Below are 14193 nucleotides of genomic sequence, written 5' to 3'. Positions count from 1 at the left end.
ATCACCCATGAGCAAGAAGCCCCAATACGATCCTGAGGAAATCCGCTACCCGAACCAAAAGATTGAAGTCACCCCTCTGGTTCCGGAGATGGAGCAGTCCTATATTGAATACGCCATGTCCGTCATCGTGGGCCGGGCCCTGCCCGACGTGCGGGACGGCCTGAAGCCGGTGCACCGGCGCATCCTCTACGCCATGTACGAGGACAACCTGACCTCGGACAAGCCCTTCAAGAAGTCGGCCACCTGCGTGGGCGACGTGCTGGGCCGCTACCACCCCCACGGCGACGCCTCCGTGTATGACGCCCTGGTCCGTCTGGCCCAGGACTTCTCCATGCGCTACATGCTGGTGGACGGCCACGGCAACTTCGGTTCCATCGATGGCGACCCCCCGGCCGCCTACCGTTACACCGAGGCACGTCTCAGCAAAATCTCCGACGAGATGCTCCGGGACATCGAGAAGGACACCGTGGACTGGGACCCAAACTTCGACGAGACCCGGAAGGAGCCCAAGGTGCTCCCCTCCCGGTTCCCCAACCTGCTGGTGAACGGCTCCTCCGGCATCGCCGTGGGCATGGCCACCAACATCCCGCCCCACAACCTCACCGAGGTCATCAATGCCACCATCTGCGTGCTGGATAACCCCGAGGCCACCCTCCCCGACCTGATGGAGCACATCAAGGGCCCCGACTTCCCCACCAAGGGAATTATCATGGGCCGCAGCGGCATCCGTGCGGCCTACGCCACCGGCCGGGGCCGGATTATGGTCCGGGCCCGCCACGAGTTTGAGGAGTTCGGCAAGGACCGCACCCGCATCATCATCAACGAGATCCCCTACCAGGTCAATAAGCGCATGCTCATCAAGAACATGGCCGACCAGGTGGAGGACAAGCGGCTGGAGGGCATTTCCGACATCCGGGACGAGTCCGACCGCAACGGCATGCGCATCGTCATCGAGCTCAAGCGGGACGCCAACCCCCAGGTGGTGCTGAACCGCCTCTTTGCCCAGACCCAGCTCCAGACCACCTTCGCTATCAACATGCTGGCCCTGGTGGAGGTGAACGGCAAGCTCCAGCCCCGGATTTTGTCTCTCCGCCACATCCTGGACGAGTACATCGCCTACCAGGAGCAGGTCATCATCCGCCGCACCCGCTATGACCTCCGCAAGGCTCAGGAGCGCGCCCACCTGTTGGAGGGCCTGCTCATCGCCCAGGACAACATTGACGAGGTCATCCGCATCATCCGCCAGGCCTACGACAACGCCAAGGAGCGGCTGATGGAGCGCTTCGGGCTGGACGACGTCCAGGCCCAGGCCATTCTGGACATGCGCCTGAAGGCCCTCCAGGGACTGGACCGGGAGAAGCTCCAGGCCGAGTACAAGGAGCTGGAGGAGCGCATCGCCTACTTCCAGCGCCTGCTGTCCGACGAGGCCATGCTCCGGGGCGTCCTCAAGGACGAGCTCACCGCCATCCGGGACAAGTACGGCGACGACCGTGTCACCGAGATCCAGGACGTGGAGGACGAGCTGGACATTGAGGACCTCATTGAGGAGGAGCAGTGCGTCTTTACCCTCACCCAGGCGGGCTACATCAAGCGTACCCCGGTGAGCGAATATACGGCCCAGTCCAAGGGCGGCATGGGCAAGAAGGGCATCACCACCCGGGAGGAGGACTGCGTGGCCGACGTGTTCACCGCCTCCACCCACGACTACCTGCTCTTCTTCACCGACACCGGCAAGGTCTACCGCAAGAAGGGCTACCAGATCCCCGAGAGCGGCAAGGCCGCCAAGGGCACCAACATCGTGAACATCCTCCAGGTGGAGCCCGGGGAGAAGGTCCAGACCATGATCCACTTCCGGGACTTCTCCAACGAAGAGCTCTATCTGGTCATGGTCACCAAGAACGGCACCGTCAAGCGGATCCCCGTCACCGCCCTGAAGAACATCCGCGCCAGCGGCATCCGGGCTATCACCCTGGAGGAGGGCGACCAGCTCATCTCCGTGCGGGAGACCGACGGCACCCGGAAGATCATCATCGCCACCCACGACGGCATGGCCATCTGCTTTGACGAGAACGACGTCCGGCCCATGGGCCGCACCGCCGTGGGCGTCCGGGGCATCCGCCTGCGGGAGGGCGACTACGTGGTGGGCGCCGCCCGGGCCCGGGCGGGCAAGTGCGTGCTGTCCATCACCGAGAATGGCTACGGCAAGCGCACTCCCGTGGAGGAGTACCGCATCACCAACCGGGGCGGCGTGGGCATCAAGAACTACGCTGTCACCGACAAGACCGGCCCCGTGGTGGGCATCAAGGTGGTGGACGGCAGCGAGGACCTGCTGGTGGTCACCCAGGCGGGTATCCTCATCCGCACCCATGTGGAGAACGTGAAGATCACCTCCAACCGCGCCACCCAAGGCGTCATCGTCATGCGCTTCAAGGAGGAGGGCGACCGGGTCATCGCCCTGGCTCTGGCGGAACGGGAGGAGACCCCCGAGGTCAACCAGCCCGAGACGGAGGAGGAGACCGCAACTCCCGAGGCTGAGCAGTAAGGAGCGCCCATGGGAGGTACAGCCATTTCGATTCTGGGAGGTGTCCTCCCCCTTCGGGTAAATTTCCTGTTTTTTGTCCTTGTTGCGGTGGTTGGCTACGGCATCTATCTTCCCTATCAGGAGAAGCGAAGCCACAGGTCTGGCCCGAGCAAGGACAAGAAATCCAGCGGCCCCAGGGCCGGACGGGAACAGACCGGCAGAACGATCGGAACCCTGCTTATGTGTGTCCTCTTAGGGATTTTACTGCTGTGGGCGCTGGGATTTTTCCTCATGAGCCTCATCTTTGCCCCCCTGATGGGGGGAATGGCCGCCGTTCTTCTGGTGGTGCTGAGCGGGCTGATGGTGGTTTTGCCGGGCGTACTTCTCTGGCGCGTGGTGCGCGGTGAGAGACAGGGCCGCCGGAAAAAAGTGGAGAGGGTCCCCCCTGCTGCTGCCCCAGAGAAACTTTCGGAGCAGCATGACCACGTCCCCTCTGCCGCCGCCAGTGTGCAGGAGCGGCTGGAGCAGCTGACGGCGCTGAAAGAGGCCGGACTGCTGGACAAGGCGGAGTATGAACAGCGCAGGGAAAGAATTTTAAAGGGGCAGTGAGCCCAGTTTCCAAAACAATGATCCAGAGGGTTCCGAAACAAAGGAGGTTTTCCCGTGAGAAGACGTCGTGTGACCTATCGCCCCAGCAAGGCCCAGGGGGCCTTTGGAATGGTATGGGGCGGGATTTTCGTGCTCATTGGCCTGGTAGTGGTCATTCCAACCTTCGGCCCCTTCGGAATTTTGTGGACGCTGATGGCGGTGGGCATTACGGTGATGAACGGCCTGCACGCCTTCGGGAAGAAGTATGTGGGGCCGGAGATCCGCATTGAGGATGAGGAGGGCTATGGGGAGGAATCCCGGCCCTATGAGGGAAATGTCCCCTCCTCCCCTGCCCCGGAGACTCACGACCACATTCCCTCCACCGCGCTGGACGCCAAAGACCGCCTGGAGCAGCTCAAGAGCCTGAAAGAGGCCGGGCTGCTTACTCAGGAGGAATATGACCAGAAGCGGAAGCAAATTCTGGATCAGCTGTAAACAAGGAAACCGCGGCCCCCACATCGTTTCGGGGCCGCGGTTTTCTATTTTTAAGTAGGGATAGATACTATCCACTTAATTTGAGCGGTTATAAAATGAAAAATAGGGATTTCACCTGTGGGACGGGGGATGGAAATATTTCGCCTGCGGGCGAGTAACTTTCTGTGCAGACAGAAAGTCACCAAAGAGCTGTCTAGGGGAAGGGGGATTTCGATTTCCCCCTTCCCCTAGATACCCTATCCCCTTGAAACGACCAATCAGGGGGGCTTCGGCCCCCCTATTGGATGTACCCCCCGGGGGTTGGCGGTGCCCTGAACCATTCAGCGGTGAACCGTCGGAGCGGGCAACGAGACGCGCTGGCGGGTGCGGCACCGGAATGTGGGTGCGTCTCACAGTACGTTTCCGCCAATCCGGAGTACCTTCCAGCGGCGAAGCGTCCACCCGAGCCCTTCCGCGAGGGCGGAAAGTTAGGCGCGATGTCCCTTGTAGAAGTAGGTGGTTATTTAACCGCCTCTTAGCGGCAGCGGTTGGCGCTTAGACACGCATCCTGGGCGTCTCCCGCGCCGATAAGGTATCTCAAACCTTATTGGTGGCTCCCCCGTAAACATATCAGGGGGTCCGGGGGAGGCGGCATAAAAACACGAAGTGTTTTTCCAGACGCCGTCCCCCGGCGGGGTTTTTTGGTTCCTTTTGCACCGCTGCAAAAGGAACTCGCCCAATGGGCGAAACAATCTCTCTGTCCGCAGGCGAAATATCCTTTCTCGATCTCACAGGCAGGCAAAGCATTTTTTAACCTCTCCCCCGTGAATCACCCGCAAACATATGGAAAAATTCCAGAAAACCAGGAACATCCCTCTCTTTCCAACGTCTAAACAGGCAAAGACCCCTTTAAAGGCCTTTTTCCCAAAAGATTCGAAAAAATGTTCGACATTTTTCTTGACAAATTCGAACGTATGTTGTATTTTATGTTTGAAACATCTGTTCGCATTTCGAACGGGTGCTGATCGGAAGAAAAGTACGGTTTTTTGGACCAATTTCGGGCTAGAATCAAACCATCATAAGAGATGGAGGGAGACAGGATGCAGACCATTTACACCACCACCGCCAATTTTGTGCGCCACGAGGGGAATCTTGTGGACTTTCAGGAGTACCGCCGCCGCCTGGCTCTGCTCCAGGAGGGCAGCCTGGCCCCCAGCCCCCGGGAGGAGTCCATTTCCTGGGAGGAGGACTGGACGGAGGAGCCGGTCCAGGAGGAAGCCCCCCGCATTTACGCTCTGGAGCCCCAGCAGGAGGCCCGCCCCAGCCGCCGGGAGCGGCGGGAGCGCCGCGCCCTGGTGCTGGACGTGTGCGCCAGCCTCAGCGTGGTCGCCATGACCCTGATTTTCTCGCTGCAGCTGGTGCTGGGCTGAGAACTTCCGGTTGTCAATGTGCTGAATTTCAAAATGTGTTCCGCCCCGCGGGAGTCTCTCCCGGTGGGGCGGATTTCTGTTTTTTGTGCCCCTCCCCTGCCTTCCATCCCTTGGGGCACAAGATGTTGCCTCCAGGAAACCCCAGCAAAAAAATTGCAGAAATGCCTGTCCCAACCGGGAAAAGGGGTTGACGTAACAGAAAAAAACGTGTATATTACTTTTGTTACCAAATTGTAACTCTTTTATCCGGATTGTCATTTTTTACCGAGAGGGATTTTATGTTGGATTGGCATCGTCTGGGGCGCGGATCGTCCGCGCCCAAAGAAGAATCAAATACATCCAAGACCTCCGGCCGGGACTGGGAGGCCCTGCGCCAGGAGGCCGGGCGCCGCTGGAAGCTGTGGAAGGAGTGGTCCCGCATCCACGCCCGCCGCTGGGGCCATGTGTTCCACGGGGCCCTGTCCGTCAACCGGGCCGTGGGGCCCATCTCCTTTTTGGGGGTGGCCACCGCTCTGGGCGTGGCCATGACCATCACCACCCTGTACTCCCCCAGCTACGCCGTCACCATGAACGGCCAGGCCGTGGGCGTGGTGGCCGACCAGGAGATGGTCACCGACGCCATCCGGCAGGTGGAGGAGGAGGGCTCCTCCCTGCTGGGCTACGACTATCAGGTGGAGGGCGAGCTGGACTACCAGTTCACCCTGACCCTGAAGAGCGATCTGAGCAGCGAGACGGAGATTGAAAACTACTTCTACGGCCAGCTCTCCTCCGTCAGCAGCCACCTGCGCAAGTGCGAAGTGGTGGTGGACGGCAAGAGCATCGGTGTGGTGAAGGACGAAGACGCCCTCAACGCCATGCTCCAGGAGATCAAGGACCAGTATGTGACCGAAAACACCACCTCCGTGGACTTTGTGGAGGATGTGAAGATCAACTACGTCTACTCCGCCGACACCATCATGACCGTGGAGGAGATGGAGGCCGCTCTGAAGGCCAACTCCACCGGCGAGACCACCTACACCGTCCAGAAGGGCGACACCTTCAACGCCATCGCCTACGCCAACGACATGTCCGTCAGCGATCTGAAGGCCCTGAACCCCGACGCGGACATCAACCGGCTGATGATCGGCGACGTGCTCAACGTGAAGGAGCTCATCCCCGTCCTGTCCGTCCAGACCACCGAGCACCAGGTCTATACCCAGTCTATCCCCTGCCCGGTGGAGGAGGTCAAGAACGACTCCATGTACAAGGGCGACACCAAGATCATCACCCAGGGCGAAGAGGGTGAGGAGCAGGTGGAAGCTGACGTCACCTTCGTCAACGGCTATGAGCGGGAGCGCAACGTGACCTCCACCACCACCCTGAAGGAGCCAACCACCACCGTCAAAGCCGTGGGCACCAAGGAGAAGCCCAAGACCGCCTCCAAGGGTACCTACATCTGGCCCGTGTCCGGCCGGATCTCCTCCTACTTCGGCGGACGGTACATCTTCGGCAGCTACAGCTACCACTCCGGCCTGGATATCACCTGCTCCTACGGCACCTCCATCAAGGCGGCCGACGGCGGCACGGTCACCTTCGCCGGGTATAAGGGCTCCTACGGCTATCTGGTCATCATCACCCACGACAACGGAACCCAGACCTACTACGCCCACAACTCCTCCCTGCTGGTGTCCGCAGGCGACAAGGTCTACCAGGGCGAGGTAATCGCCAAGGCGGGCAGCACCGGCCGCTCCACCGGACCCCACTGTCACTTCGAGGTCCGCGTCCGCGGCACCGCCGTCAACCCCCTCAACTACCTCAGATGATTGAAAAAGCGCCCGATCTCTAAAAAGAGACCGGGCGCTTTTTTTATATCCATCAGAAATAAAACAAATCTTCAAACTTCTTGTCCAGAGCAATGCACAGCACCAGGGCCAGCTTGGCGGTGGGATTGAACTGGCCCGTCTCGATGGAGCTGATGGTCTGTCGGGACACGCCCACCAGCTTGGCCAGCTCCCCCTGAGACAGATTCTTCTCCGCTCGGGCCACCTTCAGCCGGTTTTTCAGCTCCAGTCCTTCCTCCATGCACTCACCACCCTGTCATATATCTTACCAGATTATACACCAGGAAGGCAAGACAGACCAGGGCCAGAACCAATTGGGACTTTTGCTTCAGATTGACCGCCTTGTACAGGCAGCAGCCCAGGCTGCAGGCCCAGAACATGGACAGAATGTCCCCCACTGGAATGCCGTGGGCCATTTTCCAGGTGGTCAGAAAAAGGCCTATGCCAAAGACAAAGATCAGACTGAAAGACTCCCCCTGGATTCGGATGGTCCGTTCCCGTTCGTCCTGATTCTGATTTTCCCGGCGGCTTTTTTCCAGAATTTCGTTCTTTTCCATGGAGAAAACTTCCTTTCTCAATTTGCGGTGGCCCGGCCGCGGCCCCGCTGTTGTGATGAGCATAGCACGAACTGTTTATTGTGTCAAGTAAACTTGTCAGAAAATAAGTAAACTTGTCGGCTTGAGAAAAGAAGCAACCGGACCACAGGCGGAAATGTCCCTTGCAGCGGACCGACAGGACACCAGCCCACAAAAGACCCGAAACCAAACCGCAAAAAACAAAAGAAACGACGAGGACGGTCTCCCACTCTGAATGTCTGGACCCAAACGGGCGGATAGGATCCGCCCCTGCGGAAAAGGCTCAGGCGGGCGGACCCCTGATATTGATTTCAAACACCTCCAGGCGGGCGCAGAGGCGAAGCGAAGCTTCGCAGAACGTTCTTTGCCAAGCTTTCTTTCAAGAAAGCGGCTTGACAGCGGGGAAAATCTGTACTAAAATGCGGTTTACAGCCACAGCAGGGAACAGTACCCCGAACACCGGAGTGCAGAGAGAGAGCGGTTGGTGCAAGCTCTCCCGGGACGCGGAGGGAAGGCCCCCTGCTTGCCGCGGGCAGGAAATGGCCCGCCGGCTCCCCGCCGTTATCGGGACGAGAGTGCGCATCAGCCAGATGCGAATTCAGGTGGAACCACGGACAAAGCTTTTTGTTCGCCCTGAGCCTTTTGGGCTTGGGGCGTCTTTTTATGCCTTGAGCCAAACCATCTTGATGAAAAAGGAGTTTGGAACATGAAAAACACTGAAAAGACCATGGAAAAAATCGTAAATCTGTGCAAGGGCCGTGGATTTATCTTCTCCGGTTCTGAGATTTACGGCGGCCTGGCCAACACCTGGGACTACGGCCCTCTGGGTGTGGAGCTGAAGAACAACGTGAAGAAGGCCTGGTGGAAGAAGTTCGTCCAGGAGAACCCCTACAACGTGGGTCTGGACGCCGCCATCCTGATGAATCCCCAGGTGTGGGTTGCCTCCGGCCACGTGGGCGGCTTCTCCGATCCTCTGATGGACTGCAAGGAGTGTAAGGAGCGCTTCCGCGCCGACAAGGTCATCGAGGACTGGTGCCAGGAGAACAACTTCGACCTTGGCCACAGCGTGGACGCCATGAGCCAGGCCCAGATGAAGGAGTTTGTGGAGGAGCACAACATCCCCTGCCCCACCTGCGGCAAGCACAACTGGACCGACATCCGTCAGTTCAACCTGATGTTCAAGACCTTCCAGGGTGTCACCGAGGACGCCAAGAACACCGTGTACCTCCGTCCTGAGACCGCCCAGGGCATCTTCGTCAACTTCCAGAACGTCCAGCGCACCACTCGCCGCAAGCTGCCCTTCGGCGTGTGTCAGATCGGCAAGTCCTTCCGCAACGAGATCACTCCGGGCAACTTCACCTTCCGCACCCGCGAGTTCGAGCAGATGGAGCTGGAGTTCTTCTGCCAGCCCGGCTCTGAGCTGGAGTGGTTCTCCTACTGGAAGAAGTTTTGCCACGACTGGCTGCTGGGCCTGGGCATGAAGGACGAGAACCTGCGCCTGCGCGACCACGAGCCTGAGGAGCTCTCCCACTACTCCAACGCCACCACCGACTTTGAGTTCGTCTTCCCCTTCGGCTGGGGCGAGCTGTGGGGCGTGGCCAGCCGCACCAACTTCGACCTGAATGCGCACCAGAACACCTCCGGCAAGGACATGACCTACTTCGACCAGGAGAAGAACGAGCACTATATCCCCTACGTGGTGGAGCCCTCCCTGGGCGCCGACCGCGTTACCCTGGCCTTCCTGGTGGACGCCTACGACGAGGAGGTCGTGGACGAGGCCAAAAACGACGTGCGTACCGTTCTGCGCCTGCACCCCGCTCTGGCTCCCTTCAAGTGCGCGGTGCTGCCCCTCTCCAAGAAGCTGTCTGACAAGGGCCGCGAGATTCAGGCTGAGCTCAGTAAGTACTTCATGGTGGACTATGACGACGCCGGCTCCATCGGCAAGCGCTATCGCCGCCAGGACGAGATCGGTACTCCCTACTGCATCACTGTGGACTTCCAGACCGTGGGCAGCGACACCGAGGAGGCCGACAACGCTGTCACTATCCGTGACCGTGACACCATGGAGCAGGTCCGTGTGCCCATCAGCGAGCTGAAGGCTTGGCTGGAGGAGAAGCTGGCCTACTAACTTTTCTTGAAAGAAAAGTTAGCAAAAGAACTTTCTGCGAAGCTTCGCTTCGCCTCTGCGCCCGTAAGAAAAGAATCCGGCAGGAGTGACTGTTTTCGTCGCTCCTGCCGGTTTTTGTTTGCGGTGTTATGCGGTGTTATTTGGTAGGGGCCGATGTCTCATCGGCCCGCCATAACAGGTTTGCGCCTCTTCGTAGGGGCGGATGTCCTCATCCGCCCGTCTGGTTGGATGACGGTTTGTTTGTAGGGGCGCACACTGTGCGCCCGCCTGTTCACGGAAAACGTGTGAAACTGTTGGGGATTTCGCCCTGCGGGGCGACCTACTTTGCCCATGACGGCAAAGTAGGCAAAGCGCCACCGGGGGACGGCGTCTGGAAAAACACTCCGTGTTTTTATGCCGCCTGTCCCTACCCCCTCTGTCTCGCTTCGCTCGACATCTCCCCCTGACAGGGGGAGTCGGCCCCGGACCCCCCTTGATTTTACGGAGGAGCCATCAAGAACGCAGCAAAATCCCCAACCGGCGCGGGAAAAGCCCAGGATTGGTGTCTAAGCGCCGACCGCTGCCGCTACGAAGTGGTTGAATGACCACCTGCTTCTACAAGAGACGGCGCGCCTAACTTTCTGCCCTCGCGGGAGGACTCAGGCGGGCCACCCCCTCACTGGGACGTGGGCGGTATTGGTGAAAACGTGCCGTAAGTCGTACCGCGTTCCCTTGCCGCACCCGGCTGCAGGTTTCGCCGATTGCTCCGCCGGTTTGCCGCTGGTTCTTTCAGGGCATTGCCAACCCCCGGGGGTACATCCAATAGGGGGGCGCGGTGGGAACCCAATGGAAGCCCAGCGAAGCGGGTTCCATTGGGAGAGGACGAGCGACGGAATGAGTGAGCCTTGTCCTTTAGGGCAAGGCGAAGGATATGCAGTCCGCGAGGACGAGATTGGTCGTTTCAAGGAGATGGAATTTTAATCAAGAGGGAAATCGAAATCCCTCTCCCCTTTGACAGTTCTTTGGTGACTTTCTGTCTGCACAGAAAGTTACTCGCCCGGAGGCGAAACATCCCTATCCCGCCCGAAGGCGAAATATCTTTTCACTTTAAATTCTACAAGAGATTACCGTAAAAGCTCCTCGTAGGTGGTGCCAAGAGCGTCCCGAATACCACGAAGCTGTACAGCCTGAATGTGCTGTGTTTCCCGTTCAATTTTCACCAGGGTCTCCCGGGTTATGGAGACTCCCTCCAACTGCATTCTCCGCACCAGCTCCGTTTGCCCCACGCCCTTTTCCAGCCGGATGCGCCGAATGTTTTGCCCGATATGAATTTCATCCTGTTTGATTTTTTGTCCGTCCATATCCCGCCTCCTACAAAAAGAACCAAAATTGGTCCATTCGTAGCTTGATTGTAAAATGGGGATATGATACAATGGGACCAGTATTGGTCCACTTGGCAGGAGGTGAAGGGATGAAATACGTTACAATTGCAGTGGAAGATTATCTCTATCTGTTTTACCAACGAGTTGGACAGAATGCCGGCGGACTCAGCGCGGAAAAGGTTATGGCAGATGCCCTGTTTAAATTGGCTGGTGAACTGTCCTGCAATGCCATTTATAAGCAGAACAACAAAGGAAATACACGTTAATATTTTTCCAAAACTCAAAAACCCCGGGGATGTGTGGAAACATCCCCGGGATTTTTCGATTTTATTTAAACTTCTGACTCTCCGCCACAGCCAGCTGGTCACAGCGGTTGTTGTAAGGATTCTCCGCGTGTCCCTTGACCCAGTGCAGATGAACCGTGTGCTTTTCACACAAATCCAGCAGCCGTCCCCACAGATCGGGATTCAGTGCGGGCTTTTTGTCGCTCTTCACCCAGCCCCGGGCCCGCCAGCCCTTGGCCCAGCCCTTGTCCAGGCCGTCAATGACATACTTAGAGTCGGAGTAGAGCTCCACAATGCAGGGCTCGTTCAGGGCCTCCAGAGCCGTAATGACCCCGGTGAGCTCCATGCGGTTGTTGGTGGTCTGGCGCTCACCCCCGGACAGCTCCTTCTTGTGGGGGCCGTACATGAGGATGGCCCCCCATCCCCCGGGGCCCGGGTTTCCGGAGCAGGCTCCGTCGGTGTAGATGGTCACGGTTTTCATGGAAAAAATCCTCCTGGTTCCGCCCCCTCCGGCGGCCGGACGGAGGACTGATGGTTCTACAAGGGTACAACAGATGGGTGGAAAAGTCAAACGAACTCCGCCGCTACTTTATTTCCCGGTGTTCCCCCCCGCCCCGGGGCTTGCCTTTTGGGGGAAAAGCCGATACAATCTTACCCAGAAATGAACGGGGCCCATGAGGGCCGGGAAGGATTTTAAAAATGGATGAATTTCGCGGAAGTCAGAACTATGTGGCCGACCCGGAGCTGCTGCGGGCGGTAAACATCGCCATGGTGCTCCAGAAGCCCCTGCTCATCAAGGGCGAGCCGGGTACCGGCAAGACCATGCTGGCCGAGGCCATCGCCCAGGCCCTGAATAAGAAGCTCATCATCTGGAACATCAAGTCCACCACCAAGGCCCAGGACGGCCTGTACGTCTACGATGTGGTCCAGCGCCTCTACGACAGCCAGTTCGGCGGCCAGGGTGTGGATGATATCGCCAAGTACGTGAAGCTGGGCAAGCTGGGCGAAGCCTTCACCGCCGACGAGCAGGTCATTCTGCTCATTGACGAGATCGACAAGGCCGACCTGGAGTTTCCCAATGACCTTCTCTGGGAGCTGGACCGCATGGAGTTCCACATCCCCGAGACCAAGGAGACCATCACCGCCAAGCACCGCCCGGTGGTCATCATCACCTCCAACGCCGAGAAGGAGCTGCCCGACGCCTTCCTGCGCCGGTGCGTCTTCCACTATATCGAGTTCCCCGACAAGGAGCTGATGGCGGACATCGTCCGGGTCCACTTCCCCGATCTGGACGAGAAGCTGCTCACCCAGGTGCTGGAGGCCTTCTATAAGATTCGCCAGCTGCCCCAGATCAAGAAGAAGCCCTCCACCAGCGAGATCATCGACTGGATCCGGGCCCTCCAGCACGGGGGCGTGGACCCCAAGCGGGTGGTGAAGGAGGTACCCTATCTGGGGGTGCTGCTGAAGAAGAACGAGGACATGGACGCCCTGCGCCGGGCGTGGCGGTAAACCGTCGAAGAAGTGGCATTGCCACTTCTTCGAGAATAGCTGCACGAAAGATTTCCCTCGATTTCTTCCGAAATTGTCGGGAAATCTTTCGCGAGAAGTGTCATTTCCGAGGCGCATGTCCCCGGAAATGACAGATTTGACTTTATTCCGCCGCCTGCGGGCGGCGGAACTCCTTGCAGGAGGGCCTTTTGCCGCCTGCGGCGAAAAGGACCAAAAAGAACTTCCACGGGTTTTCCCATACAAAAAATATGGGATTGGGGATCTATCCCCGACTGTGGAGGGGAAAGGAACCATAATGTTCGGAGATTTTCTCTATCTGCTGCGGCGAAACGGCCTGAAGGTGTCCCTCACCGAGTGGATGAGCCTGATGGAGGCCATGGACAAGGGGCTCCACGGCTCCAGCTTCACGGGATTTTACTACCTGTGCCGCTGCCTGCTGGTGAAGAGCGAGGCGGACTTCGACCGCTTTGACCGCTGCTTTCTGGAGTACTTCAAGGACGTACCCCTGGAGCAGGAGGTGTCCCAGGAGCTGATGGACTGGCTGAACCGGCCGGACGTGCTGAACGACTACGCCAACTGGGATGAGGAGCAGGCCCTGAAAAACATGGGCCTCTCCGAGGAAGAGATTGAGCGCATGCTCAAGGAGCGGATGCAGGAACAGAACGAGGAGCACAACGGCGGCAGCTACTGGGTGGGCACCCACGGCATGTCCACCTTCGGCAACTCCGGCCTCTCCCCCAAGGGCATCCGGGTGGGGGGCGAGAGCCGCTATCACCGGGCCTTCCGGGTGGCGGGAGAGCGGAAATTCCGGGACTTCCGCCGGGACAACACCCTGGACACCCGCCAGTTCCAGGTGGCCCTGCGGCGGCTTCGCCAGTACTCAGGCCTGGTGGACCTGCCGCCCACGGAGTTCGATGTGGACAACACCATCCAGGACACCGCCGACAGCGGCGGCATGCTGAAGGTGCGCTACAAGCGCCCCCGGGAGAACACGGTGAAGGTGCTGCTGCTCATGGACTCCGGCGGGTCCATGGACTACTACTCCCAGCTGTGCTCCGCCCTCTTCCAGGCGGTGAGCAAGTCGGGCCACTTCAAGGATTTGAAGGTCTTTTATTTCCACAACTGCGTCTACACCCGGCTCTACAACACCCCCCACCTGATGAGCCGGGACAGCGTCACCACCCAGTGGGTGCTGTCCAACCTGCCCGGGGACTGGAAGGTCATCCTGGTGGGGGACGCCCAGATGGCCCCCTACGAGCTGCTGGGGGGCTACTACGGCCGCAGCGGCGACCCCGACGGGCCCCAGTGCGGCCTGGACTGGCTCCAGCGCATCCGGGAGCGGTACAAGAGCTCCATCTGGCTCAACCCCAGCTCCCGCCCCGACTGGGGCCAGTACTGGTCCCAGACCTACGACACCATCGCCACTGTCTTCCCCATGTTCCCCCTCACGGTGGAGGGCCTGGAGGAGGGCATGAAAAAGCTGCTGGCCCGGTAGAGAGGAGT

The 14193-nt window shown here is 59.1% G+C and carries 13 protein-coding genes; 9 read left to right on the top strand and 4 right to left on the bottom strand.

The annotated features are described in order from the left end of the window. Window positions 1-7: 7 nt before the first annotated feature. From gyrA to DWX58_RS05415, 5 genes are all read left to right on the top strand, one after another. Window positions 8-2542 carry a DNA gyrase subunit A gene (gene gyrA / locus DWX58_RS05435; RefSeq protein WP_118641942.1) on the top strand — a complete coding sequence of 845 codons (2535 nt, stop codon included), beginning with the start codon at window positions 8-10 and terminating at the stop codon, window positions 2540-2542. 9 nt (window positions 2543-2551) lie between these two features. Then, entirely contained in the window at window positions 2552-3130 is a 579-nt protein-coding gene (locus tag DWX58_RS05430; protein WP_118641941.1) for an SHOCT domain-containing protein, read from the top strand. A 54-nt stretch (window positions 3131-3184) separates the two neighbouring features. Next, window positions 3185-3604 (top strand): SHOCT domain-containing protein, encoded by a 420-nt coding sequence (locus DWX58_RS05425; protein WP_147382241.1) that lies wholly within the window; start codon window positions 3185-3187, stop codon window positions 3602-3604. Between the two features lie 1079 nt (window positions 3605-4683). Then, a complete protein-coding gene (locus DWX58_RS05420) occupies window positions 4684-5013 on the top strand; it encodes a hypothetical protein (protein WP_118641939.1) in 330 nt (109 codons plus the stop codon). Between the two features lie 278 nt (window positions 5014-5291). After that, a complete protein-coding gene (locus DWX58_RS05415) occupies window positions 5292-6815 on the top strand; it encodes a M23 family metallopeptidase (protein ID WP_118641938.1) in 1524 nt (507 codons plus the stop codon). A gap of 52 nt (window positions 6816-6867) precedes the next feature. On the opposite strand, the gene DWX58_RS05410 is transcribed toward DWX58_RS05415, so the two are convergent. Both DWX58_RS05410 and DWX58_RS05405 read right to left on the bottom strand, forming a co-directional pair. Beyond that, complete coding sequence (locus DWX58_RS05410; protein ID WP_118641937.1) at window positions 6868-7074, bottom strand: helix-turn-helix transcriptional regulator; 207 nt, start codon at window positions 7072-7074, stop codon at window positions 6868-6870. A 4-nt stretch (window positions 7075-7078) separates the two neighbouring features. Further along, the gene (locus DWX58_RS05405; protein ID WP_118641936.1) at window positions 7079-7390 is read right to left on the bottom strand and encodes a DUF6442 family protein; all 312 of its coding nucleotides are present in this window, start codon (window positions 7388-7390) and stop codon (window positions 7079-7081) included. Window positions 7391-8114: 724 nt separating this feature from the next. Here DWX58_RS05405 and DWX58_RS05400 point away from each other — a divergent pair. After that, complete coding sequence (locus tag DWX58_RS05400) at window positions 8115-9536, top strand: glycine--tRNA ligase (RefSeq protein ID WP_118641935.1); 1422 nt, start codon at window positions 8115-8117, stop codon at window positions 9534-9536. 1103 nt (window positions 9537-10639) lie between these two features. Here the strand turns inward: DWX58_RS05400 and DWX58_RS05395 are convergent. Continuing rightward, window positions 10640-10876, bottom strand: coding sequence for a helix-turn-helix transcriptional regulator (locus DWX58_RS05395; protein WP_118641934.1), 237 nt, complete (start codon window positions 10874-10876; stop codon window positions 10640-10642). Window positions 10877-10986: 110 nt separating this feature from the next. Between DWX58_RS05395 and DWX58_RS15205 the strand changes: the two genes are divergently transcribed. Further along, the gene (locus DWX58_RS15205; RefSeq protein WP_158579222.1) at window positions 10987-11163 is read left to right on the top strand and encodes a hypothetical protein; all 177 of its coding nucleotides are present in this window, start codon (window positions 10987-10989) and stop codon (window positions 11161-11163) included. A 61-nt stretch (window positions 11164-11224) separates the two neighbouring features. Here the strand turns inward: DWX58_RS15205 and rnhA are convergent, their stop codons facing one another. Further along, on the bottom strand, window positions 11225-11662 hold the full coding sequence (rnhA, locus tag DWX58_RS05390) for a ribonuclease HI (RefSeq protein WP_118641933.1): 438 nt from the start codon (window positions 11660-11662) through the stop codon (window positions 11225-11227). A 218-nt stretch (window positions 11663-11880) separates the two neighbouring features. Between rnhA and DWX58_RS05385 the strand changes: the two genes are divergently transcribed. After that, window positions 11881-12690: a MoxR family ATPase gene (locus tag DWX58_RS05385; protein ID WP_118641932.1), complete on the top strand. Its 810-nt coding sequence runs from the start codon at window positions 11881-11883 to the stop codon at window positions 12688-12690. A gap of 295 nt (window positions 12691-12985) precedes the next feature. After that, entirely contained in the window at window positions 12986-14185 is a 1200-nt protein-coding gene (locus tag DWX58_RS05380; protein ID WP_118641931.1) for a VWA domain-containing protein, read from the top strand. The last annotated feature ends 8 nt before the right edge of the window (window positions 14186-14193 follow it).

The organism is Pseudoflavonifractor sp. AF19-9AC, from assembly GCF_003478995.1.
Lineage (GTDB): Bacteria > Bacillota > Clostridia > Oscillospirales > Oscillospiraceae > Lawsonibacter.
The sequence above is the reverse complement of the archived record's forward strand: the minus strand, read 5'-3'. Positions and strand labels throughout refer to the sequence as shown.

Coding starts and splice junctions, on each gene's coding strand:
- gyrA (WP_118641942.1), top strand. CDS start 8: ATGAGCAAGAAGCCCCAATACGATCCTGAGGAAATCCGCTACCCGAAC.
- DWX58_RS05430 (WP_118641941.1), top strand. CDS start 2,552: ATGGGAGGTACAGCCATTTCGATTCTGGGAGGTGTCCTCCCCCTTCGG.
- DWX58_RS05420 (WP_118641939.1), top strand. CDS start 4,684: ATGCAGACCATTTACACCACCACCGCCAATTTTGTGCGCCACGAGGGG.
- DWX58_RS05415 (WP_118641938.1), top strand. CDS start 5,292: ATGTTGGATTGGCATCGTCTGGGGCGCGGATCGTCCGCGCCCAAAGAA.
- DWX58_RS05410 (WP_118641937.1), bottom strand. CDS start 7,074: ATGGAGGAAGGACTGGAGCTGAAAAACCGGCTGAAGGTGGCCCGAGCG.
- DWX58_RS05405 (WP_118641936.1), bottom strand. CDS start 7,390: ATGGAAAAGAACGAAATTCTGGAAAAAAGCCGCCGGGAAAATCAGAAT.
- DWX58_RS05400 (WP_118641935.1), top strand. CDS start 8,115: ATGAAAAACACTGAAAAGACCATGGAAAAAATCGTAAATCTGTGCAAG.
- DWX58_RS05395 (WP_118641934.1), bottom strand. CDS start 10,876: ATGGACGGACAAAAAATCAAACAGGATGAAATTCATATCGGGCAAAAC.
- DWX58_RS15205 (WP_158579222.1), top strand. CDS start 10,987: ATGAAATACGTTACAATTGCAGTGGAAGATTATCTCTATCTGTTTTAC.
- rnhA (WP_118641933.1), bottom strand. CDS start 11,662: ATGAAAACCGTGACCATCTACACCGACGGAGCCTGCTCCGGAAACCCG.
- DWX58_RS05385 (WP_118641932.1), top strand. CDS start 11,881: ATGGATGAATTTCGCGGAAGTCAGAACTATGTGGCCGACCCGGAGCTG.
- DWX58_RS05380 (WP_118641931.1), top strand. CDS start 12,986: ATGTTCGGAGATTTTCTCTATCTGCTGCGGCGAAACGGCCTGAAGGTG.